This is a genomic window from Anaerococcus marasmi (assembly GCF_900290195.1).
Lineage (GTDB): Bacteria > Bacillota > Clostridia > Tissierellales > Peptoniphilaceae > Anaerococcus > Anaerococcus marasmi.
Window position 1 is genome coordinate 21,461 of record NZ_OLMF01000005.1, and the last position, 25,016, is coordinate 46,476.

18 protein-coding genes and 2 pseudogenes are annotated in these 25,016 nt (G+C 34.4%); 15 read left to right on the forward strand and 5 right to left on the reverse strand.

Annotation, left to right across the window (positions count from 1 at the left end):
* Positions 1-54: 54 nt before the first annotated feature.
* Positions 55-795, reverse strand: coding sequence for a hypothetical protein (locus C7D97_RS09795; RefSeq protein ID WP_105301901.1), 741 nt, complete (start codon positions 793-795; stop codon positions 55-57).
* Positions 796-897: 102 nt separating this feature from the next.
* Between C7D97_RS09795 and C7D97_RS09800 the strand changes: the two genes are divergently transcribed.
* The 7 genes from C7D97_RS09800 (at position 898) to C7D97_RS09830 (ending at position 13,819) form a co-directional block, all read left to right on the forward strand.
* Positions 898-1,407 carry a nitroreductase family protein gene (locus C7D97_RS09800; protein WP_105301902.1) on the forward strand — a complete coding sequence of 170 codons (510 nt, stop codon included), beginning with the start codon at positions 898-900 and terminating at the stop codon, positions 1,405-1,407.
* Between the two features lie 200 nt (positions 1,408-1,607).
* Complete coding sequence (gene rpoB, locus C7D97_RS09805) at positions 1,608-5,315, forward strand: DNA-directed RNA polymerase subunit beta (RefSeq protein WP_105301903.1); 3,708 nt, start codon at positions 1,608-1,610, stop codon at positions 5,313-5,315.
* 8 nt (positions 5,316-5,323) lie between these two features.
* Positions 5,324-8,890, forward strand: a complete 3,567-nt coding sequence (gene rpoC / locus C7D97_RS09810; RefSeq protein ID WP_105301904.1) for a DNA-directed RNA polymerase subunit beta' — start codon at positions 5,324-5,326, stop codon at positions 8,888-8,890.
* Positions 8,891-9,367: 477 nt separating this feature from the next.
* On the forward strand, positions 9,368-10,069 hold the full coding sequence (locus C7D97_RS09815) for an AraC family transcriptional regulator (protein WP_105301905.1): 702 nt from the start codon (positions 9,368-9,370) through the stop codon (positions 10,067-10,069).
* Positions 10,070-10,173: 104 nt separating this feature from the next.
* Positions 10,174-11,568, forward strand: a complete 1,395-nt coding sequence (locus tag C7D97_RS09820; protein WP_105301906.1) for an alpha/beta hydrolase domain-containing protein — start codon at positions 10,174-10,176, stop codon at positions 11,566-11,568.
* 14 nt (positions 11,569-11,582) lie between these two features.
* Positions 11,583-12,968 (forward strand): MFS transporter, encoded by a 1,386-nt coding sequence (locus C7D97_RS09825; RefSeq protein ID WP_105301907.1) that lies wholly within the window; start codon positions 11,583-11,585, stop codon positions 12,966-12,968.
* Positions 12,965-13,819: an amidohydrolase family protein gene (locus tag C7D97_RS09830; RefSeq protein WP_105301908.1), complete on the forward strand. Its 855-nt coding sequence runs from the start codon at positions 12,965-12,967 to the stop codon at positions 13,817-13,819. Before C7D97_RS09825 ends, C7D97_RS09830 begins: the two co-directional genes overlap by 4 nt.
* Before the next feature lie 165 nt (positions 13,820-13,984).
* Here C7D97_RS09830 and C7D97_RS10735 read toward each other — a convergent pair.
* A pseudogene (locus C7D97_RS10735) lies at positions 13,985-14,098 on the reverse strand (IS30 family transposase); the annotation flags it as partial.
* Positions 14,099-14,230: 132 nt separating this feature from the next.
* Between C7D97_RS10735 and C7D97_RS09840 the strand changes: the two are divergent.
* Positions 14,231-15,499 carry an ISL3 family transposase gene (locus tag C7D97_RS09840; protein ID WP_105301909.1) on the forward strand — a complete coding sequence of 423 codons (1,269 nt, stop codon included), beginning with the start codon at positions 14,231-14,233 and terminating at the stop codon, positions 15,497-15,499.
* A 78-nt stretch (positions 15,500-15,577) separates the two neighbouring features.
* Here C7D97_RS09840 and C7D97_RS10740 read toward each other — a convergent pair.
* Both C7D97_RS10740 and C7D97_RS09850 read right to left on the reverse strand, forming a co-directional pair.
* Positions 15,578-16,117 (reverse strand): annotated as a pseudogene (locus C7D97_RS10740) (IS30 family transposase); the annotation flags it as partial.
* 74 nt (positions 16,118-16,191) lie between these two features.
* Positions 16,192-16,698 (reverse strand): alpha/beta hydrolase, encoded by a 507-nt coding sequence (locus C7D97_RS09850; RefSeq protein WP_158679142.1) that lies wholly within the window; start codon positions 16,696-16,698, stop codon positions 16,192-16,194.
* 234 nt (positions 16,699-16,932) lie between these two features.
* Between C7D97_RS09850 and C7D97_RS09855 the strand changes: the two genes are divergently transcribed.
* Genes C7D97_RS09855 through C7D97_RS09885 form a run of 7 tightly spaced genes read left to right on the forward strand, consistent with a single transcriptional unit; the run spans position 16,933 to position 22,713 of the window.
* A complete protein-coding gene (locus tag C7D97_RS09855; protein ID WP_105301911.1) occupies positions 16,933-18,858 on the forward strand; it encodes a BglG family transcription antiterminator in 1,926 nt (641 codons plus the stop codon).
* 7 nt (positions 18,859-18,865) lie between these two features.
* The gene (locus C7D97_RS09860; protein ID WP_105301912.1) at positions 18,866-19,321 is read left to right on the forward strand and encodes a PTS sugar transporter subunit IIA; all 456 of its coding nucleotides are present in this window, start codon (positions 18,866-18,868) and stop codon (positions 19,319-19,321) included.
* 26 nt (positions 19,322-19,347) lie between these two features.
* On the forward strand, positions 19,348-20,688 hold the full coding sequence (locus tag C7D97_RS09865; RefSeq protein WP_105301913.1) for a PTS galactitol transporter subunit IIC: 1,341 nt from the start codon (positions 19,348-19,350) through the stop codon (positions 20,686-20,688).
* Positions 20,689-20,726: 38 nt separating this feature from the next.
* A complete protein-coding gene (locus tag C7D97_RS09870; RefSeq protein ID WP_105301914.1) occupies positions 20,727-21,011 on the forward strand; it encodes a PTS sugar transporter subunit IIB in 285 nt (94 codons plus the stop codon).
* The gene (locus C7D97_RS09875; RefSeq protein ID WP_105301915.1) at positions 21,011-21,532 is read left to right on the forward strand and encodes a YjbQ family protein; all 522 of its coding nucleotides are present in this window, start codon (positions 21,011-21,013) and stop codon (positions 21,530-21,532) included. Before C7D97_RS09870 ends, C7D97_RS09875 begins: the two co-directional genes overlap by 1 nt.
* A complete protein-coding gene (locus C7D97_RS09880; RefSeq protein ID WP_205408076.1) occupies positions 21,525-22,187 on the forward strand; it encodes a ribulose-phosphate 3-epimerase in 663 nt (220 codons plus the stop codon). Before C7D97_RS09875 ends, C7D97_RS09880 begins: the two co-directional genes overlap by 8 nt.
* A complete protein-coding gene (locus tag C7D97_RS09885) occupies positions 22,180-22,713 on the forward strand; it encodes an SIS domain-containing protein (RefSeq protein ID WP_105301917.1) in 534 nt (177 codons plus the stop codon). The genes C7D97_RS09880 and C7D97_RS09885 overlap by 8 nt, the downstream gene beginning before the upstream one ends.
* Before the next feature lie 1,097 nt (positions 22,714-23,810).
* On the opposite strand, the gene C7D97_RS09895 is transcribed toward C7D97_RS09885, so the two are convergent.
* Positions 23,811-24,935, reverse strand: a complete 1,125-nt coding sequence (locus C7D97_RS09895; protein WP_105301919.1) for an aldo/keto reductase — start codon at positions 24,933-24,935, stop codon at positions 23,811-23,813.
* Between the last annotated feature and the right edge of the window lie 81 nt (positions 24,936-25,016).

Below are 25,016 nucleotides of genomic sequence, written 5' to 3' on the forward strand. Positions count from 1 at the left end.
TTCCTTCTTTGGATAAGATAATAGTCTCTCCTAGCTTTAAGCTTGCCATTTATTTTACTCTTCGGTATCTATATCTTTATCATCCTCACTAGGAGGATCTGTTTGATCGAGTTTTTCTAAGGCTTCTTTATCTTTTAATTCGTCTAGATTATCCTTATTTTCCTCTGGATCAACCAACTTTGTCTCTTCTATTTGATCTTCTTTTATAGCTTCATCTTCCTTTTTGCTTGCGAAGTCAAGAGAGTAAACTTTGTTATTTGCCCCAGTATTTTCCTTTTTAATATCTTGATTTGATATTTCTTCTAGGTCCTTTTCCTTGATTACTCCTTTATCCTTTTTTCTAATCTTTGTAGGTTTTTTTGATTGGCCTTGTATATTATAGTAACCCTTACCCTTCGTAGCCATTGCCATAATTTGTGAAAGGATTATAAGCACGTTTAGGACAAGTGGTATTAGTATAAGTCTTTCTCTAACAAAGAATAGGATTAGTAAGTCTATTACAACAAAGAGAGTAGCGAAAAATATATTTGATATTATCTTTACTCCGAACTTACCAGAGTTAAAAATATTTCTCGTAATCTGTAAGTTTAGTAAAAATAAGGATATGAGCACTATTAGGGCAAAGGGCTTTGCAAAGCCAAGCGAAATACCTGATAGGCCAATTATATCAAGGAAGCTTGCCAAAAGCTTCTTGTCGACAAAGCCTGCAAAAATTGCCGCAAAAGCAAATAGTATTGTAATTATTGATCTGAATATGCCGCTTATGGTGGTTAAAAATCTTGTAGTTTTTTTCATAATGCCTCCGTTTATATTATTATAGCATAAATAATAGATTTGTTTCTAGCTTTTATTAGAGTATAATAAGCCCAAAGATTTGTTTAAGTTAAGGAGGTCTATATGTTATTTGATGAAGTAATAGATAAAAGATATTCTGAAAGAAAATATTCTTCCAAAATACCTGATGACGAGTCAATTGAAAAGCTCCTAGAAGCTGCTAGGAAGGCTCCGATTGCAAATGGCCAGTACGATATGTGTAGGCTAACAGTCGTTAAGGATAAAAATCTCATGCAAGATTTCGTAAAGGAATATCAGGAAAAGACAGGAAAGAGCAAGGATCCGCTCTATCAAGCACCAGTATTTATTATCTTTTCATCAAGTAAGGATACATCGGCCCGTTTTGAAGATGCAGGTTGCGTTATAGAAAATATTTCCCTTAAAGCGACAGAGATGGGACTAGGCTCTTGCTATATAAGAGGAAGCGTAAATGCCCTGGGCAAGGATGCAGCTTACATCAAAAGCCTTAACTTAGATGAAGGATTCTACCCTGTAAGCGGGGTTATAGTTGGTTATCCTGATGGTGAAAGTAGTGTGCGCGAGCATGATATAGGGACCAATTATATTAATTGAGAAGCTTTATAAAGAAAGAAAATATTTTTGAGAAAAAGAAAGGAAATCTCGACAAAGGACTTGTATGGTTGATTATTTTATGGTATAATTAACAATTGCTAGAAATCTATAAATCGAGATTTTTTTATTTTTTTAACGAGTTTTTGAAGATGCTTTTTAGATAGAGAAAAGCCCATGAAACAGACAAGGAGTAATGATTAATGGCCCAATTCCATGAACAAATGTATGGAAGAACAAAGAGAAAGAGTTTTTCCAAATTTCCTCAAGTATTAGATTTACCAAATTTATTGAAAGTTCAAAAAGATTCTTACGAATGGTTCCTTAAAGAAGGTTTGGGAGAAATCCTAGAAGATATTTCTCCAATCGAAGATTACAACGGCAACCTAATTCTAGAATTTATCGGTTATGAATTTGACGAAGAAACAAAATATTCAGTAAAAGAATCCAAATACAAGGATGCGACCTACGCAAGAGACCTAAAGGTTAAAGCAAGGCTTATAAACAAGGAGACAGAAGAAGTTAAAGAGCAAGAAGTCTTTATGGGAGACTTCCCAATGATGACAGATTCTGCTACCTTTGTTATAAATGGTGCAGAAAGAGTTATAGTAAGCCAGTTAGTTAGATCTCCTGGTGTTTATTATGCAGAAGAAACTGACAAGAGCGGTGATAAGATGTATTCTTCAACTGTCATCCCTAACCGTGGTGCTTGGATAGAGTTTGATACAGATGCAAGCCACACAGTAAATGTTAGACTTGACAGAACGAGAAAGCTACCTGCGACAACTCTTGTTCGTGCACTTTTATTTGAAACAGACGAAGAAATCATCAATGCTATCGGAGATACCAAACATTTGAGAAATACCCTCGAGAAGGAAAACTCAGAGACCGCTGATGAAGCTTTGATAGAGATCTACAGAAAATTAAAACCAGGTGACCCTGCAAGCGTTGAGTCAGCAACAAACTTAATCAACAATCTCCTATTCGATGATAGAAGATATGATCTTGCTAAGGTTGGAAGATATAAATACAATCTTAAGCTTGCCCTAGCAGATAGAATCGAAGGACTGGTAGCTAAGGATGATGTTATAGATCCAGAAACTGGTGAAGTTTTCGTATCAGCTGGAGATAAAATTGACGAAGAGACAGCCAAAGCTATAGAAAACGCTGGTATTGTTACAGTTGATGTAATCAAAAAGGACGAATACGAAGAAGATAAGACTCTTAGGATAGTTGGAAATAACTTCGTTGACCTTAACTCATTTGAAGAACTAAAAGATGTCGATATAAGAGTTGATGACTTCAGTGAAAAAGTATACTTCCCTGTGATGAAAGAGATAATCGAAGAGGCAGAAAGCCCTGAAGAGATCAAATCTCTAATGGAAAGAAGAAAGAAAGAACTTTCTCCAAAACACATCACCAAGGCTGATATACTTGCTATAGTTAACTACCAATTCAACCTCTTTGAAGGAATTGGATATGTTGATGATATCGACCACTTAGGTAACAGACGTGTTAGAGGAGTAGGAGAGCTTCTACAAAACCAATTCAGAGTAGGACTTGCTAGGATGGAAAGAGTTGTTCGTGAGAGAATGACAACCCAAGATCCTGACCTTGCAACTCCTCAAGGCCTAATCAACATCAAGCCAGTAACAGCTGTAATCAAAGAATTCTTTGGTTCATCCCAACTTTCCCAATTTATGGACCAAACCAACCCAATGAGTGAGCTAACTCACAAGAGAAGACTATCTGCTCTTGGACCAGGTGGTTTGTCAAGAGATAGGGCGGGAGTTGAAGTTCGTGACGTACACGATTCCCACTACGGAAGAATCTGTCCAATAGAAACTCCAGAAGGACCAAACATCGGACTAATCACTTCCCTTACAACTTATGCTAGAGTTAATAAATACGGATTTATAGAAACACCTTACAGGGTTGTTAAAGAAGGCGGTTATGTATCTGATGAGATCGACTACCTAACAGCAGATGTAGAAGATAACTTCATTATAGCCCAAGCCAATGAGCCACTTGATGAAGATGATAGATTCGTAAATGAGAGAGTATCAGGACGTGGTCTAAAGGGTGAGAATGATATATACCCAAGGGAGAAAATCCAATACATGGACGTATCTCCTCAACAGATAGTTTCTGTCGGAGCAAGTTTAATACCATTCCTTGAAAACGACGACTCAACCCGTGCCCTAATGGGTGCCAACATGCAACGTCAGGCAGTTCCACTCATAAAGAGTGAAGCGCCAATAGTTGCTACAGGTATAGAGCATAGAGCAGCCAAGGACTCAGGTGTTTGTGTTGTATCTAGGTCAAAGGGAGAGGTTGTTTATGTCGGAGATGATCACATCAAGGTCAAAAGAGCGAGCGACGGCGAAATAGAAGACTACGAACTACTTAAATTTGAAAGAGCCAACCAAGGAACTACAATCAACCAAAGACCAATTGTCAAAAGAGGAGATAAGGTTGAGGCAAATGAAATCCTTGCAGATGGACCATCTACAGACAATGGAGAACTAGCCCTAGGTAAAAACATCCTTATAGCCTTTACAACATGGGAAGGATACAACTTCGAGGATGCTATGCTTCTTAACGAAGAGCTTGTAATGGACGATGTACTAACATCAGTGCATATAGAAGAGCATGAGTGTGAAGCAAGAGAAACTAAGCTTGGAGCAGAAGAGATTACCAAGGATATACCAAATGTCGGAGAAGATATGAAAAAAGATCTCGACGAAAATGGTATTATTAGAATCGGTGCAGAAGTTAAAAGCGGAGATATCCTTGTAGGTAAGGTATCACCAAAGGGAGAAACAGAGCTATCTCCAGAAGAAAGACTTCTACGTGCAATCTTCGGTGAAAAAGCAAGAGAGGTACGTGATACTTCCCTTAAGGTTCCACACGGAGAAAGCGGAATAGTAGTAGACGTCAAAGAATACAACAAGAAAGACGGGGACGAACTAGCTCCAGGTGTAAACAAGGTAATAAGAGTCTATGTAGCTGCCAAGAGAAAAATCATGGTGGGAGATAAGATGTGCGGTCGTCACGGTAACAAGGGTGTCGTTTCAAGAATTCTTCCAAGAGAAGACATGCCATTCCTTCCGGACGGAACACCTCTACAAATCTGTCTGAACCCACTTGGTATTCCAAGCCGTATGAACCTTGGACAGGTATTAGAAGTACACATGGGTCTTGCAGCAAGAACAATGGGCTGGAAGATTGCTACACCAGTATTTGATGGTGCACTCGATACAGAAATTGAAGAAGTCCTAGAAGAAGCTAAAAAGACAGCTCCATATGTAAACAAGACAGGAAAAATAACTCTTCGTGATGGTAGAACAGGCCTTCCATTCGAAAACCCAGTAACTGTTGGAGTAATGTATATGCTTAAGCTCCACCACATGGTAGAAGAGAAGATCCACGCAAGATCTATTGGACCTTACTCACTAGTAACCCAACAACCTCTAGGTGGTAAGGCACAATTTGGTGGACAAAGATTCGGAGAGATGGAAGTTTGGGCCCTAGAAGCCTACGGTGCAAGCCACACCCTACAAGAAATCCTAACAGTTAAGTCAGATGACGTTACAGGAAGGGTTAAGACCTATGAATCAATAGTTAAGGGTGAAAATATTCCTGAACCAGGTACACCAGAATCCTTCAAGGTTCTAGTAAAGGAACTTCAATCCCTTGCCCTAGATGTAGAACTACTCGATGAAGAAGGCGAAGTAATCGAACTTAAGGAAAACATCGACGAACAAGATAGGTTTAGCCAAGTTGACAAGATCGATGCTTCTAAGGTTAAAAGTCTAACTAGAGCCCTAAACAAGGACCCAGAGACTAAGACTAAGGTTACAAGCAAGGCTAAAAGCGAAGATACAGCAGAAGAGAATATAGAAGAATAGGGGAGTAAATGAGCGAACTAAACCAATTTGATGGGATGAGGATGAAAATCGCATCCGCTGAAAAAATCAGATCATGGTCTCACGGCGAAGTTAAAAAGCCAGAGACAATCAACTATAGAACCCTAAAACCAGAAAAGGACGGACTTTTCTGTGAGAAAATATTTGGACCAACTAAAGACTACGAATGTTCTTGTGGTAAATACAAGAGAATCAGATACAAGGGCGTAGTTTGTGAAAAGTGTGGGGTAGAAGTAACAAAGTCCAAGGTACGTCGTGAAAGAATGGGCCATATCGAGCTTGCAGCTCCAGTAAGCCATATTTGGTATTTCAAGGGAATTCCATCCAAGATGGGACTTCTCCTTGACATGAGCCCAAGAGTACTTGAGAAAATCCTATACTTTGCTTCATATGTTGTAATCAATCCTGGTTCAACAGATCTTATGGAAAAGCAAGAAATCTCTGAAAATGAATACCAAGACGTCCTAGAAGCCTACCCAGATGATACAGAATTTAAGGCTGCTATGGGAGCTGAGGCTGTAAAGGAGCTTCTAGCTAACGTAGATCTTAAGAGGGAATACGAGCTTCTCCTAAAAGAACTTGACGAATCAACTGGACAAAAAAAGGTAAGAGTTTCAAGAAGACTAGAAGTAGTAGATGCCTTCCTTACAAGCGGCAACAAGCCAGAATGGATGATACTAGACGTCCTTCCAGTAATGCCACCAGAATTAAGACCAATGGTCCAACTTGAAGGTGGAAGATTTGCTACAAGTGACTTAAACGACCTTTATAGACGTGTTATCAATAGAAACAACAGACTAAAAAGACTCCTAGATATAGGTGCTCCTGAAATCATCGTTCGTAACGAGAAAAGAATGCTTCAAGAAGCAGTCGATGCCCTAATCGATAACGGAAGACGTGGACGAGCTGTAACTGGAGCATCCAATAGAAACATGAAGTCCCTATCTGACCTACTTAAGGGTAAGAGTGGTAGATTTAGACAAAACCTTCTAGGTAAGAGAGTTGACTATTCAGGTCGTTCTGTAATCGTAGTAGGACCTGACCTTAAGTTTAACCAATGTGGACTTCCACAAGAGATGGCACTTGAACTTTTTAAACCATTTATCATGAACAAGGTAGTAGACTGTGGAATGGCCCACAACCTAAAATCTGCCAAGAAAATGGTAGAGAAAAAAGACCCAAGAGTCTACGAAATCCTTGAAGAAGTAATCAAAGACCACCCAGTTTTACTAAACCGTGCCCCTACACTTCACAGACTTGGTATCCAAGCCTTTGAACCAAAACTTGTAGCAGGTAAGGCGATGAAGCTTCATCCACTGGCATGTAACGCCTTTAACGCCGACTTCGACGGTGACCAAATGGCTATCCACTTGCCACTATCTAACGAGGCTCAAATCGAAGCAAGACTACTTATGATGTCAACTAACAACATCCTAGGTCTTAAAGATGGTAAGCCAATTACAACTCCTTCCCAAGATATGGTACTAGGAGCTTATTACCTAACTACTATCAAAAAAGGCGCTAAGGGTGAGGATATGGTTTTTGAATCATACGATGAGATGATGAAAGCCCTAGAAGCAGGATATGTAGAATACCAAGCGAAAGTTAAGGTAAGAGTTAAAAAGAGTAAGGACGATCCAGGTAAGATCGTAGAATCTTCTGTCGGTAGATTTATCTATAACTCAGGAATCCCACAAGATTTAGGTTATGTAAATAGAAAAAAAGATCCATACTCACTAGAAATCAACACAGTAGTAGATTCTGGAACTCTAAAAGATATTGTAGATAAGTGCTTTAGAAAACACGGTAATATCAAGACTGCAGAAGTACTTGACTACATCAAACAAACAGGATATAAATACTCAACCCTATCAGGACTTACAGTATCCATGTCAGACGTAAACATCCCAAAAGAGAAATGGGATCTTATAGCTCATGCTGATTCTGAAGTTGATAGATACGACAAGCTCTACAGAAGAGGTCTGATAACAGATCAAGAAAGATACGAAAAAGTTATAGACATCTGGGGTAAGACCACAAACGATGTAACAGAAGCCCTACTTACAGAGCTTAAGTCAGATAACAACATCAAGATATTTGCCGATTCAGGTGCCCGTGGTTCTACTAACCAAATCAGACAGCTAGGCGGAATGCGTGGACTTATGAGTCAGGCCGATGGTAAGATTATAGAAATTCCTATCAAGGCGAACTTTAGGGAAGGACTTTCAGTACAAGAGTACTTTATCTCAACCCACGGTTCACGTAAGGGTCTAACGGATACCGCCCTTAGGACAGCCGACTCAGGATATCTAACTAGAAGAATGGTAGATATTTCCCAAGACGTTATAGTTACAGAAGATGACTGCCATACAGATGGATACGTCGTAGCCCACGAGTTTAAGGACGGAAATGAACTTATAGAAAATCTACAGACAAGAATTATCGGTAGAACATCTTTCGAAGAAATCAAAGATGAAAGTGGCGAAGTTATAGTTCACAAGGACGAGCTAATAGATGAAGACATGGCTGATAAGATAATCGATGCAGGTATCAAGGAAGTTAAACTTCGTTCAGTTCTCGAATGTAAGGCAAAGCACGGAGTATGTGCAGCATGCTACGGTAGAAACCTTGCTACAGGCAAACACGTAAATGCAGGTGAGGCTGTAGGAATTATCGCTGCCCAATCAATCGGTGAGCCTGGTACTCAGCTAACCATGAGAACCTTCCACTCCGGTGGTATCGCAGGCGTTGGAATCACCCAAGGTCTTCCAAGAGTTGAGGAGTTATTCGAAGCGAGAAAGCCAAAAGGACTTGCCTACATCGCAGAAAACTCCGGTACAGTAAGTCTTATTCAAAACGAAAAGAAGACAGACGTAGAAATCCTATCAGACGATGGATTTGCCAAGAAATACAACATCCCATTCGGATCTAGAATCCTTGTAAGAGATGGCGATGTGGTAAGAAAGGGTGACCAACTAACAGAAGGATCCCTTGATCCACACGATGTATTGAAGGTTCTAGGCAAAGTTGGAGTCCAAGATTACATCACAAAAGAAGTCCAAAAAGTATACAGACTTCAAGGTGTAGAGATCGACGACAGACACATAGAAGTTATAGCCCGTCAAATGCTTAAGAAAGTAAAGATTGAAGAGGCTGGAGATACAGAGTTCCTCCCAGGCTCCCTTCAAGATAGACGTGAAGTCGATATAGAAAACGAAAAGATGATAGAAGAAGGAAAAGAAGCAGCGACATATAGTCAAGAACTCCTTGGAATCACCAAGGCTTCCCTTGCTACAGAAAGCTGGCTATCAGCAGCATCCTTCCAAGAAACAACCAGAGTCCTAACAGACGCCTCAATTAAGGGCAAGGTCGATGACCTCAAGGGACTAAAGGAAAATATCATCATAGGTAAGCTAATCCCAGCAGGTACTGGACTTAAGACTTACAATGACGTAGAAATCGACTACGAAACAAAAGAAGCAGAAGATGCACAAATAGCAATGAATATAGAAGCTATAGAAAAAGAAGCTGAAAGCGAAGAAGCTACACAAAAATAAAACTAAGGCCCGAGCAATCGGGCTTTTCTTGTGGGCAAATTTATTTTTCTTTGTTTAGTAGCGATATACAGATGAGTTTATCTAATTATATTGAATATGATAGCTTTATGAATTGAGTTTCCTGACTATAATTTGAGAGAATTAAAAATTTCAATTGTCAAGTTAACTTAGACAGAATACACTAAATTCATAAATTCTTCTAACGGTGTTTTTTAATTCAAGAATTTTCTTGGGATATTGTTTCTGTAGCTAGCTATAGAAACAATATCCTATAATCACAATGATAAGAATTTATAAATGATTGAATATAGCTGTAGATAATTTGCAGTTATATACATTAGGTCTAAAGGATATTTATTATATTAGTACAGGAAGATGAGTGCTTAGGTAAAGAAAGCTTCTTATTTTATATGGATTTTCAAAAATTCTATATTTTATGGACAGATAAGGGAATAATTATAATAATAAGGAGGTCCAATGAGAAGAGATGAAATAGAAAAAATAAATAGACAAAGAGATGATTTTCTTAGGGCTATCAAAGAATCTGACATTGATTACATAAAAGAATTTTTTCCTAAGGTTAAGCTTATTTTTACAGGAGAAGAGCTTGGAATAAGAGGCAGGGTAATCAAAGACCCACTTAGAAGTCTAAAAAATATCAGCTTATCTTACAATACCCTTTATTTTATAACTGCCTTAAATGGCGGGATGGATCCGCTCATTGGTCACTATATGGCAGAAAAATATGCTATTTTAATTGAATACGTTGATAATGAAGACGACTTACGGAGTATACACGAAGAAATGCTATATAACTATGCTTCTAGGGAAAATAGGCTTCATAATAAGGGTCTTGACACATTATCTAGAAAGATAAATGCCTACATAGACAATAATTTTATGGAAGATATAAATAATGATAGCATATCAACCCATTTTAATATATCCAAGGAACACATGATGAGGACTTATAAAAAGGAGACGGGTGATACTATAAATAATTATTTAGTTACAAAAAGAATAAATGAGGCCAAAGAACTTCTCCTATTATCTGACCTATCAATGACAGAGATAGCTTTCAGAGTTGGCTTTAAAAATTCTCAATATTTTTCTAATTCTTTCAAGAAAAATACAGGTTTTTCGCCAAAAAACTACAGAAAATCAAAAAAAAATCATTAATTTATAAAAAACAGTCATTTTATTAGAAGAATTAAGCTGGGAAAACCTATATCATATAAGTATAAGTTTATTTTTTAACTAATGAGATTTTAAAGGAGGAAGAGATGAAGGTTTTAGGACCGATAGAAGTAACAGAAAATTCTCACCCATTTTCGTCTATGAAATTTGCACGAAAAGTGATAAATGTAGAAGATTATGGTTTTGTAGAAGAAGAGTATTTTATTTCGGATTTTGCTAATGTATATGATTTTGATGAAGAAAAAGAAAAAGTTTTCAAATATCAGGAAAACATTCCCTACACTACTAGAATTCTAGTTAGAAAACCTATTGCAAAAGAAGACTTCACCGGCAGATGTTACATAGATATAATGAATGCCTCTAATAATTATGACATAGAGGATTTATGGAGAAGATCATATCTTCATATTATGGAAAATAACCATATGTATATAGGAGTTACATCCAAGCCTACAAATATACTATCCCTAAAGAATTTTGACCTTGATAGGTATAGGTCCCTATCAATGCCATCTAAGAATCCAGGTCCTCAGCCAGCAGTTTTAGATCCTAGGACAGGGTCCATAGATGGTTGTGAAGACGGCCTTATTTGGGATATTCTCTATCAAGTAGGAAGAGAAGCTAAAATAAATCCTAAAAGTTTTTGTGGTAATCTAGATGTAAAATACCTTTACTTAAGTGGACAAAGCCAGTCAGGTATGTATCTAAACACCTATGTCAATTTCATGCACAATTATTATAAGGATCAAGGATACGAGAAAGTATATGATGGCTACCTATCCTTAGCTTCTGGAGGATTGACTAGAGCCTTAAGACAAGATCCTGAGGAAAAACTAAACTTTGCCATAAGACCTAGCCGTGAAGAAGAAATAGATGTACCAGTCATTACCTTTAATACTGAATGCGATTACTACTTGTTTGGGTCAATTGGAGATGGCTTAGTAAAGACAAAGAATGAAAATTCGCCTAGCAATAAGAGAAGGTATTATGACATGACAGGATCAGCCCACACAGATGCAGCAAGTCCTCTAGTGCCAACCAATGATGAGATTGAAAAAACCAAGTGTCCACCAAGGATTTTAGATAATGAGTATGATTTTAGGTTAAATGATTTGAAGTTTGACTATTATATCAATGCCATGCTTGATAGGTTCCATGAATGGGCGCAAGGTAAAAATCCACCACAAATAATAGATCCAATCGACTTTGAAAAGAAGGATGAATATGGCCACCATCTAGGAGGCTTAAGGTCTATTTATCTGATGGTACCAAAAGCCTCTTACCAGGCTTGTGACTTCCCTGGATCAACAAATGGAAAGATGGAATTTTTTTCTAAGGAAAAAATGCAAGAAATTTATGGAAGCTTCGAAAATTATTTAGAAAAATTTAAAGAAGTAGCCAAAGCTCAAGTCAAGGAAGGTCTTTTGACAGAAAATGATGCAAAAAGAGCTATTGACTGGGCAGAAAATGTAAATGAGTAAGAAGAGGAGAACTTATGAAAACAAGAGAATTTAGACCTTTTAGTAAAAAGGATCAGATAGGATATATAGCAGGAGATATGGCAGGTTCCTTTGTAAACCTAACCATGGATGCCTTCTTCCTAGTATTTTGTACTTATGTATTAAAGGTAGACCCAAAATTCATGTCTGGTCTATTCCTATTTGCTAGACTTTTTGATGCAGTAAACGACCCGCTTATAGGATCATTGCCAGATAGGTTTTCTATCGGAAAGAGCGGAGATAAATTTAAACCTTTTATTAAAATCGCCATGTGGCCATTAGCTATATCCATTCTTTTAGGATTTTTTGATGTTACAAGATTAGGATTTTCGACAACAGCGACCCATATTTGGGTAGCCTTCACCTATATTCTTTATGGAATGAGTTATACAGGTACATCCATGCCATTTGGAGCTATGGCTACAGTAGTAACTCTTGATCCAACAGAAAGATCAAAGCTATCTGCAGCTAGAGCCATCGGTGGAACAGCAATCGGATATGGATTTTTATCTATAATTCCAATGTTTATTTGGGATGCTAATAAGAACCCAAATCCAAGCGGCTACACAATAGTATCAATAATAGCAGCCTTAGGTTGTATAATCTGCTACTACATCCTTTGCTCCCTAACCCAAGAAAGATATGCCCACCTAGCTCACAAGGCAAATGATGGCAAGGCTGATTATTCATTTAAAGAAGTTATAGGACAAGCCTTTAAAAATAGAGCGATGATCGGCATCATGTTTGCTTCAATCGGATCACTAATTTATATAACAGGAAATTCTCAATTTGGTGGTTTTATCTTTAAGGAATTCTACCAAGCACCAAAGATGCAATCAGTTGCCATGTATGTACAATTACCAGTAACAATTGCAATGTTCTTCGTAGTACCAAGGATGCAGGCGAAAATTGGAAAGAGAAATCTCCTCCTAGCTATGCTTACATGGAACCTTGCCCTATCCCTATTTTTATTCCTAAAACCACTTGAAAATGTAATGGCCTACATCATCCTAAACGCCCTTGCAAACCTCGGTCAGGTTACTTTTATAATGGTGGTTTGGGCTTTTGTAGCAGATGCTATCGACTATCACGAATATAAATTTAATTCAAGAAACGATGGAACCCTTTATTCTATTTATACCTTTGCTAGAAAAATTGGCTCAACTCTTGCAAGTTTTGGAGCAACAGCTGCTCTTGCTGCAATAGGATTTATAGCAACGGCTGAAACCCAAAGCCCAGAAACCATATCTGCAATCAGGTATTTAGGTACATCTATACCACTTATAGCCTGCATAATACAAATAATTGGCATGAAATTTATTTGGAATTTGACTAGGGAAGATTCAGAACAAATAACAAAGGCTTTAAGAGAGGCAGAATGAAAAAAATAGATATCCATGTCCACTGTTCCAAGGACGCTGGACATCAGATAAATGGCCAAAAACTGATAAACAAGGACCAAATGATAAAATCAATGGGAAAAAGGGGGATAGATAAATCTGTCCTCATGTCCTCCTCAGCTAAAGATTCAGATCTACTATCAAATGATGAACTTAGGCAAATTTGCCAAGAGTCTGATAGGTTCTACTATATGTCTATGGTTAATTTTGAACAAGATATTAACAAGCAGTTAAAAAGAGAAAAGGACCTAGGCTCGATTGGCCTTGGAGAACTTGTTTACAACAAAGCCTTCAATAGTCCTGAAATTTTTAAGATTTTACAAGCAGCTGAAAAATTAGAAATGCCAGTTTTATTTCACTTAAGTCCACAAATTGGTAAATACTATGGAGTTTATGATTTAAAAGGCCTGCCTTACCTGGAAGAAGCCCTTAAAAGATTTGAAAATCTAATCTTTATAGGCCATTCTCAAGCCTTTTGGTGTGAGATTTCAAAGTATGATGACAAGGACCCTGACTTCAGAGATTCTTATCCCAAAGGGCCAGTCGATGAAGGTAGGATAGGTAAACTTATGAGAAAATATCCGAACCTCTATGCAGACTTATCTGCTAACAGTGGAGCTAATGCTATCATGAGAGATAAAGACTATGGTATATCTTTTATCAAAGAATTTTCAGATAGGTTATTTTTTGGAACAGACACCTTTAATAAGGACCAAGAATTCCCACTAGATTCCTACCTTGAAAAGCTAGGTCAAGAAGGAGTAATAGATAAAGAAGATTTGGAAAAAATTTATTATAAAAATTTTGAAAGAGTTTTTAAAATTAATGAATAATAAGGGACTTATGGAAGTCTTAGGAAAGAAAAGCGGCTGTTGCAGAAGTCCAAATATAGAGAAAAGACGAGGAAACTAAACAACCTCGTCTTTTTAAAATATTTTAATTGTCAAATTAACCTAGACAGAATATACTAAATTCATAAATTCTTCTAACGGTGTTTTTTAATTCAAGAATTTTCTTGGGATATTGTTTCTATAGCTAGCTACAGAAACAATATCCTTTTCACACATTAGCCTAAAGTCAGTTTGTTTTGGTAATCCATCTTTACTTAATAAGGGTCTATAATAAATCGTGTTGGTAGAAGTAAATGATACTTCTGTCAGTACGATTTTTTTGTAAAAAAAAGAAGACATATTTAATCATTTACCCTATAATTAAATTAACCACAACTTAAAAGGAGATTAAATATGTCTAACAATTATTTTATTACAAATTTACTAAATATCAAAGATGAAAATGTTAATTTTTCTGATGGAATACACCACAAAGTCATTAAAGGTGTAACATATACAATTCTAAAAGCTAAATTAGAATATTCTGATCAAGTTTGCCCTCATTGTGGCTCTAACCATAACTTAATTAAATACGGCTTTAAATCATCTACTGTAAGATGTTCCAGAGCAGGTGATCATCCTGTTTTAATTGACTTGAAGAAGCAGAAGATGTTCTGTAAATCGTGCAATAAATATTTCTTACTTGAATCTAATATAGTCGATAAGTATTGTAATATTTCTAATCAGGTTAAAAGACATGTTCTTTCTAGTTTAACAAAAAAGCTATCTATGAAAGATATATCTGCTGATAATTACATATCTACAACTACAGTTTCTAGATTCATGGCTAAACTTGATAATGTATTTAAAGTGGACTTTTCTTATTTGCCTGAACATTTATCATTCGATGAATTTAAATCAACTAAGGATGCCAAAGGAGCTATGAGTTTTATATATCTAAATTCAGATAATCACAAGGTAATTGATATTATTGAGAATCTACAGCTATACTTTTTAAAAAGATACTTCTTATGCTTTCCTAGGTATGTTAGAGATAAGGTTAAGACTGTATGTATTGATATGTACAGTCCCTATATATCACTAATTAAAGAACTGTTTGTTAATGCAGAAATCATTATTGATAGGTTCCATATCGTAAAACTATTTACAAACTCTTTTAACCATACTAGAATTGACACGATGAAGGAGTATTCTACAAGCAATATTAAATACAAAAGACTTAAGAAATATTGGAAACATTTCTTAAAACCATACAAACTCCTTGATCCTATTCATTTTTTTAAGCGTGTTCATTTTCCTGGTAAGTTTGTTTCTGATGAGGATATTGTCGATATTAGTCTTAATGTTGATAAGACTTTAAAGAATACTTATGACTGTTACCAATGCTTAAGAGAGGATATTGAGAAAAAGGATTTTGAATTATTTAAATTTCATTTAAATTACTTCAAGGATAAAGTTAGTGATAGGATGAGAACATCAATAGATACTTGTTATTATTACCTAGATTTCATCAAGAACTCATTTATTTATGATTATTCTAATGGACCAATTGAAGGGGTTAATAATTTTATTAAGGTTTTAAAGAGGATAGCTTTTGGATACAGGAATTTTGCTAATTTTAGAACAAGAATATTTATCACAAGAAATTTATTAGCTAGTTAAAAATTCAGGGATAGAAATTTCTATCCCTGATTAAGAATTTGGTTGATTATTATTTACCAACACGATTTGACAAAGAGCCCTTAATAACCCATTTGAATTTTCGCTTAATTCTCTTTGACTTGGGCAGCCTGGATCTGCAAAGAATATTGATATATCATGTTTATTACATATATTTTTCCAATTTGAGAATTCTTTACCGCAGTCAAATGTTATGGATTTTACTAATTTTATAGGAATTTGTTTTAACCATTTATCTAATCTTTCTTCTATGCTTTTAGCTGTCCTATTTTTTGGCTTTAGGGTTACTATGCCTTAGATACTTTTCAACTAGGCTTATTACACAACTTTTATGATCTTTCCCCACAATTGTATCTCCCTCAAAGTGACCAAATTCAGTAGTAAAGTTTGGATAGTATTTATTTCTATCATGGATGATTCTTTTAAAGGCATGTTTTCCTATTTTTTCAACACTACCATTCTTTTTTCTTTTACCCTTCATTGGTAGAAGTTTTACTTCTAAAGTTTCATCTTTGAACCTCTGTAAAGTGTTCATGGACCCAATGATAGTTTTATTTCACCTCTACCTATTATTACATCAGGAGTCCATCCTTTACTTATTTATCAAGAATATAATCATGTTCTTGATTACTTAATGTGTGATCGGCATGAGCATATTCTAATAGGTGAAAGTCCTAAGTGTACACGGTAGTGGGAAACACATAGCCAAAGGCAAGGGCTGCTAGACTTAGGAGAGATCCAGCAGAATCGGAAGCAAGAAAAAAATTTCTGGGATTTACATTAAGCCTGATAGATTTTTCGTTAATATAGATAATTCCATCGAGGACGTCATCCACCTGGATTTTTAAAGTAACCCTCGGTAAAAGCCTGTAGTTTATATTAACCACATTAACTCCCTCTCTTAGTAACAGAAATACAAAACTCCTAAGAAATCTCCTTAGTCTCATAAACAAGGCCATCTCCATGAAAATAAAGAACGCTAGGAAGGGATTTTTCAGAAAATTTTCCATAATAAATATCAAAGTCATGGTACAAATCCCTATCGCTATTATAGGAAATGTCGGAGGGATTTCAATACCATCAGTAGAATAAGAAGTGTGTACCAGACGCTTGCAATCCTTTTTCTCTAAAATTTTAATAATATCTTTTAAACCCAAATCAGGATACATATCACAAGTCATATAATCTTCCTTTATTATAATATGAATCATTATATTAGTTTTACAAAGGATGTAAATCTGATATTAACTATTAAATAATATTTTATAACTATCTACAGTGATTTTAACAAATGTTAACAATGAATGTAGAAATAAGTGTAATTGACCACAGTTTTAACCTATTATATAATTGGGTCAAATAGATGATCTATTATTTAATCTTAGGGTGGTGATACAATCGAAAGACAATACAAGATATTAAAAATTCTATCTGATCATAATGAACCTATTTCATCTAGGAAATTAAGTGATTACTTGCAAGTGTCTAGGAGAACGGTTTTTAAAGATATCGATAGTTTGAGAACAATAGCAAATAGATACAATATAGATATTGTTAATATTCCTTCGAAGGGAATCTTGCTTAAAACAAATGATACTGAAAATGTTTTAAAATTAGAGAAAAAGATTAAAGGAAGAATAGATAGTGATAATTACTCTGTCGATAATAGGAGAGTTTACATTGTCAAGCAGCTTTTCTTGACACATAACAATCTAACCTTAGAGAGTTTATCTGAAGAATATCTTGTAAGTAAAACTTCAATTTATAATGATATAAAGGTTATTAATAAAGTAATAGAAGGATATGGATCAAAAATAGTTTCAAATACATCAGGAATTGAGTTAATCGGAGACGAGCTAAATATTCAACGCTCTTTAATAGAGATAATATTTCATTATTCAGATAAGGTTTCATACTTAAGTTCCATAAATAAAGCTCAGTTGACATTTTTTGATGAAATTATAGTTAATAGCATATACGAAGAATTGTTTCTTAATAGTAAAGATTTGATAGAAAATCTCCCTGATTACTATATTCAATCATTCCTGACATCTGTATTTACATTATGTTCTAGAGTTAAGATAGGATGTCATATTGAAGATGATTTTAACTATAATAATCCTGAATTTGAGGATAGTGAATCAGAGACAGTTAAAAGTTTTGTTGATTTTTTAAAAGATGAGCTAAAGCTTAATTTAGAGCCTAAGGATATCACATATCTTAAAAAACAACTTTATGCCCATAGGCTGGTGGATAAACAAATAGGCGACAGAACTGATAATTCTTTCATAGTAAATAAATTTGTTGGAAGGATTAGCAAGATTGAAGGAGTTGATTTTAGTAATAATAAAGAGTTGGTTAAGGCACTTTCATATCATATATCAGCTATGGTTGAAAGATTAAAACTAGGTATTCATATACAAAATCCTCTGTTGAAAAGTTTGCGTCAAGAGTACAAAACATTATTTAGTATAATTTGGTATTCGGCTAATATACTGGAGGACTTCTTTAAAATAAAGATGAATGACGATGAAGTATCTCTGATTTTAATACATTTTCAAATCCAGATAGAAGCCTTAAACAAAGCTAATAATATTTTAGTTGTATGCCAGTATGGAGTTTCATGTGCTCAGCTTATATATAACAAAGTAAAAGCCTTTCTTCCAGAAAAAGATAACTTATCAGTAAGAACGTTAGATGATTTGATTAAAAGTAATTTAAGCGATGTAGATTTTATTATATCATCAATAAATTTAGACTATTTAAGTTTAGATATACCATATGTTTTTGTTAATCCTGTAATTAATAATGATGACTATATAAAAATAATATCTGAATATACAAAAATATTTAGTAAGGGACATCAGATTAGGAAAGACAAGATAAATAGTGAAAATACAAATGATATAGAAATTGATCATTTAATATCTTTAGAAACTATATTTTTGAGGAAAGAATTTGAAAATAAAGAGAAATTAATCGAATGTGTAGGAAATTCACTAAAGAAAAATAAACTTGTTGATGATTCTTACTTGAAGTCTATCTTTGCTAGAGAAGCTATTGGAATTACAGCATTAGAATATGGGGTGGCTTTACCTCATGCAAGCTCAAAGACAGTTAATAAAACACATATAGCAATATGCACACTCAGAAGTCCTATCGACTGGGATGGTGTCCCAACTTCTTTAGTTATTTTCATGAATTTTGAAGATGATGAAGAAGAAAATATTCGCTATATAGTAGACAAAATATATAAAAAGATAAACTCAAAAGAAAAAGTTGAAACATTGGTAGGATGTCAGAGCCCTAAGGAATTAATAGAAGAAATTAGAAGTATATGAGGTTAATATGTATTTTAACAAGAAATTAATAAATACGTTTGTAAGCGTTGATAGTCAAGATGAGCTATTTAAATTCATGTCAGATTGTTTAAATAAGAGTGGATGTGTAAAAGATTCTTTTTATGATGGAATAATAAGTAGAGAAGCTGAGTATCCAACAGGTATACAAATAGGAAATGTTGGATTTGCTATACCACATACTGACTCAAAACACGTTTTGGAGTCACAAATTTGTTTCGCATCATTAAAAAAGCCAATTGATTTTGCGGATATGACAGATGTTAGTAATAAATTCCCAGTAAGTTTAGTATTTATGCTTGCCATGAAGGAACCTGGCGATCAAATAAAAACCTTACAAAAATTAATGGAAGTATTTGCTAATGAGGAAGTTATAAATTTCCTTCTAAAATCAGATAATAAGGATCAAATTCTAAATATTTTAAAAGAAAATGGAATTGACTAAAAATATAGTTTAACAAGGAGGATAAAATGTCAGTTTTAATTAATTCGTTTCAATGGTTCATAGGTCTTGGATCAAACGTTTTTTTACCAATAATAATATTTATTTTAGGAATTATTTTTGGATTAAAACCAGGAAAAGCTCTAATGGCAGGTATAACAGTAGGAATTGGTTCGATTGGTCTTGGACTAGTATTGAATTTATTGTCAGGTAGTCTTGGAAATGCAATTCAAGAAATGGGAAATCATTATGGAAGTTCTCTTAATATATTAGATATAGGTGTGGGAGTTGGAGGACCTTTAGCTTTCTCTACATCTTTAGGCTTGATGATGATACCTATTTCACTTGTAGTTAATATATTGTTCGTATTTTTAGGGTTAACTAGAACTTTGAATGTAGATATTTGGAATTTTTGGTTTCCAATATTTATGGGAATGATTACTCAATCAATTACAGGTAATTTTGCGTTTGGTCTAGTAGGCGGAACTATTGCAGTGATGATTCAATGGTTACTTGCAGATATAAATCAGAAAAAAACTAGTGAGTTTTTTGGGTATCCAGGTATAGCAATAAGTCACATGATGGTCAATTCAGGAGCAATAATTGCACGTCCTTTAAATTGGGTTTTTGATAGGATCCCTGGTTTAAATAAAATTGATCTTGATGCCGAATCTTTAACTAAAAGATTTGGAATATTTGGGGATACTGTTTTTATAGGATTAGTTATAGGAGCAATAGTTGGTATTTTTGCTAAATATGACGCAGCTAAAGTAGGAAATCTTGCTATATCTACAGCGGCAGTAATGAAAATAATGCCTAAAATGGTTGCTATGTTTATGGAAGGTCTTGGACCAATAGCAGAAGCTGCTTCAGATTTTGCTAATAATAAATTAGGAGGCAGACAAGTTAATATAGGAATGGATGCTGCACTTGTAGTAGGACACTCTGCGGTTATGTCTACTTCAATATTATTAGTTCCAATTTCTTTAGCTCTAGCATTAGTATTACCAGGTAATCAAGTTTTACCTTTTGGAGATTTAGCTTTTTTTGCATTTGCTATAGCAATGATGGTTCCTTTCTTTAAAGGAAATGTTATTAGAACTGTGCTAGGAAGTGCTATATATGTTGTAGCTTGTCTTTATTTATCAGCATGGTTAGCACCAATAATGACAGATGTATTTAATTTAGCTAGCTTTGATGTTGGAACAACAGGTTTGGTTACGATGCTACTCGCAGCTTTATGGCCAGTTGTTTTATATGTGTTAGCATTAAAATATTTAGGCATATTTGGAGTCGTAGCAATAGGAATATTAGTAATACTAATAATGTATTACATTAACAAAGTTAAGAAAATTTCTTATTTTCAATAGAATATAGAATATAAATATAAAATATAAAGGAGATAAAAATGAAAAAAATATTAGTAATTTGTGGAGCCGGTCATGCAACATCAACCATAGCTGTTTCTAAAATAAAAAAGTGGTTAGAAGACAATAATTTGGCTTCTGATGCAAAAATTTATCAATCAAAAATAGCTGATGAACTAAATAAATTTGATGATTATGATGTTGTAGTAAGTACAACAGTTGTACCAGATTCAGTAAAGGAAAAAGTAATTAATGGTGTTGCTTTATTAACTGGTGTAGGTAGAGATAAGGTGTTTGAACAAATACGTAAAGAATTGGAAAAATAATGATTATACATGATTCTATTAAATTAGAAACAATTGCAGGAAGGCCATCCTTCCATGATATAACAGATAATATTAAAGCTATAGTAGATCAAAATTCTATAACAGATGGAATAATTGTTATATCAAGCTCTCATACTACTTGCTCCTTGTTTTTTGATGAGGATATGCATGATAGAAATTATTTTGGTGATGACTTTCTACATGTTGATATAGCTGAAATGATGGAGAAAATCGCCCCACCGATGAGGTCAGAGGGCGATTACCACAGCCCTGGAGAAAAACATATAGAGTTTGGATTAAATCTAGGTGATTCGGAATTTCCACCAGAAAAATGGACGATGCTTAATACAGATGCTCATCTAAAATCTTCACTATTTGGAAGCAATTCTATGACCCTTATAATCAAGGATAAAAAAATCTTGTTAGGTAAATTAGGTAAAGTATTTTTTGTTGATTGGGATCAATTAAGAGAAAGAACTAGAAATATAAGCATCTTATTATTAGGTGAACAAAATGGTTGATATACTACCTTCAATTTTAAATAGTGATTTTTGGAATATCAAAGAAACATTAAATACTCTAAATAAAAGCGAGACAAAAGAAATCCATATAGATATAATGGACGGAAATTTTGTTGAAGATATGGCGTTTGGTCCCAAATTTGTAAAAACTATAAGAGAACATACAGATTTAAAGTTGGATTTACACCTTATGATTATCAATCCTGAAAGAAAAATTGAAAAATTTATTGAAGCAGGAGCTGATAGCATAACTTTTAATGTTGAAAGCACTTTCAATGTTATGAATATCATTCAAGAAGTAAAAGAGCATAATAAAAAAGTTGGTGTAGCGATTAGCCCTCACACATCAATATCTAGCATAGAAGCGATTTTACCTTTTGTAGATCAAGTCTTAGTTTTAACCATAAAACCAGGCACATCAAATTCTAAAATAATTACGGAAATGTATGATAAAATCAAAGAACTATATGTAATTAAGAATAGTAAAGAATATTCATATAGGATAATGGTTGATGGGAAAGTCGATGATAAAACTCTTAGACCAATATTAGAAAGTGGAGCTGATGCAGTCGTTTCTGGTGGATATATTTTTAAAAATGAAAAATTTTTAGATAATATTGAAATTTTGAGAAAGATAGGAAGTGAATATGAATAGTCAATCTTATTTAGAATTAATAGAAGGCGAAATCATCGAGTTTTTCAAATTAAATAAATGTCTTAACTTTGAAGAATTATCTAAATATTTTAAAAAAGATAGAAGGATTTTTATAGGTGGGGTTGGAAGATCAAGCATGGCAGCTAGAGGTTTTGTAAATAGACTAGTTCATTTAGGGTACCATGCATACTTAATAGGGGATATTAGCACCCCTCTAGCTAGAAAAGATGACACAGTGTTGCTTATATCTAATTCAGGAAATACAAACTCACTTTATGCAATAGCAGAAAGAGTCAAGAAAGATGGAGCTAAAATTCTAAGCATAACTTCTAACAAAAATTCTAAAATTTTTGAGATTAGTGATTTTTCTTTAATATTAAAAGGGGCTGAAAAATCTGTTCAACCTATGGGAAGTTTATTTGAACAGGTTGCCTTGCTTATATCCGATGCGTTCATTTTATTTCTAATGAATCTTAACTCAGAAACTTCTGAGTCAATGAGAAAAAGACATTCAAATTTAGAATAATAGTCGATTTATTAATATACTAGGTTAGACGATAATAGTTATAGTCTTCTTTAAACTCTAACTTAATTTAAGAAAAACAACAAGAGATACTAAATTTAAATACAATTTTGTGAAATTGAAAAAAATTCGTATCTCTTTTGTTTGTAAAATTTTAATAATATCTCTAAGACCCAAATTAGGATAGAGGTCTTTTTTCATATACTTACCTTAATTATAAGTAGCATTTTATCTTTTACAGTATTCATATTTATAGAATTTACTTTTAGAATCTTGTACTGACTTATATAAATTATCATAGTCTTTAAAGCTAGCGCTAAGATAATAGTTTCAATAATTAGGTTTTTACTATAAATGATGCTTGAGCTGTCAATCTGAAAATTAAATAATGAAATAGACAGAGAGAAAAGAAATGAAATCTGTAAAGACCTTTTTGGATCCTTTGGCAAGTCCACCGTCCCCTCACCATTTAGATGCGAATATGGAGAAACTATTTTTATAGGAGATAATTCTTTCATAAACTTCAACGTCTCCATGATAGATTTAGGAAAAATAAAAATAGGAAATAGGGTCCTCATAGGCTCAGACACAGGACTTTCCACAGCCATCCGCCCCATAGACCCAGAAATTAGAGCCACAGCGATTGAAAAAGGAATGATATCATAATAGAAGATGACGTCTAGATAGAGGAAATGTCACAATCCTACCTGTAGTCGCCATAGGATCTGTAGCTATAATAGGAGCAGATTCTGTCGTAAGTAAGGACATACCAGAAATGTCAATAGCTGTAGGAAACCCCTCCACGGTGATAAGAAAAATAAACGAAGAAGATAAAAATTATTGGCAGGAAAAATATGAAAAATTCCTTGAATAAATGGCTGAATAAGTTTTTAATAATTTTAGTAAATATGTCATACGAAAATTAAATTTTTTCAATTGTCAAATTAAAAATAGAAAATACTAATTAATAATGACAGTTAATGATTTAGAAATATCTTAGATAGATTTAGACAAATCTTTATGAAACAAAAAATTATTTATAAAAAACATATAAAAATAAAAAAACTAAGCCAAACTCTTAAGTCTAGCTTAGTTATATCTTATGCCAAATATTCATCAGCCTCTTTGAGTCCTTTGATTATTTCTAGGTTTTGTGGACAAATTCCTTCGCATTTGCCGCATTCAATACATGCTGTTGGACTTACGCCTTCTTCTAGATAATCTTTGTATTCCTTTCTGGATTTATCAGCTTCATCATAGAGATAGGCTTTGTTCCATAGGCCGAAGACCTTTGGTATATTTATATCTACTGTGCATGGAAGACAGTATTCGCAAGCAGTGCAGCCTATACGCTCACGACTTTTGTATATGGCCCTTGCCTTTTCGTAGAAGTTCTCATCTTCTTTTGTTAGAGAATTGTAGTCGGTAGTGTTTGCCATCTCTAGGTTTTCTCTAACTTGATCTATATCATTCATTCCAGATAGGACAGTCATTACGTTATCAAGACTTAGAGGGAACTTCAAGGCTTCTTGGGCAGGGGATAGGTCGGTAAAGTCTTTAAGCATATCCCTTAGCTCTTCTGGAGGATTGGCGAGCCTTCCTCCCTTAACTGGCTCCATTATAACTACAGGGATTCCCATTTCCTTGGCAAGCTCATAGCCCTTTAGGCCTGCTTGGTAGTCTACATCGAGGTAGTTGAGTTGGATTTGACAGAAGTCCCAGTCATAGGCTTTGATGATTTCTTCAAAGGCAGGATATTCGTCATGGAAGGAGAAGCCAACATGTTTTACGATTCCTTTTTCTTTGATTTCTGTGAGGAAATTAAGGACTCCAAGCTCTACAACTTGTCTAAATCTTTTGATATCAAGAGAATGGAGGAGGTAGAAGTCTAGGTGGTCTGTCCTTAAATTATCTAATTGCTCGTTTAATAATTTGTAGAAGTCGTCCCTTTCCTTGACAAGCCAGCATGGAAGCTTAGTTGTAAGCTTAATCTTGTCACGTAGTTTGTTTTCTTCCAGAAATTCTCCTAGAAATTTCTCGCTTTTTCCGTCATGATAAGGATAAGCGGTATCTATATATGTAAGTCCCTTATCAATTGCTTCTAGTATGTCCTTGGATGAAGCTTCCTTATCAATCTTTCCGTTATCGTCATCAATTGTCTTAAATCTCATACAACCAAAACCGAGTCGTGAGATTTTTTCACCCTTTAAGTCGAAATATTTCATAAAAACTCCTTTTCTTAGTGCTCTTCTTTATTGTATCATAAAAGTTAAGTGAATTGAAAGATAAGGAAAAATATTTCCTAA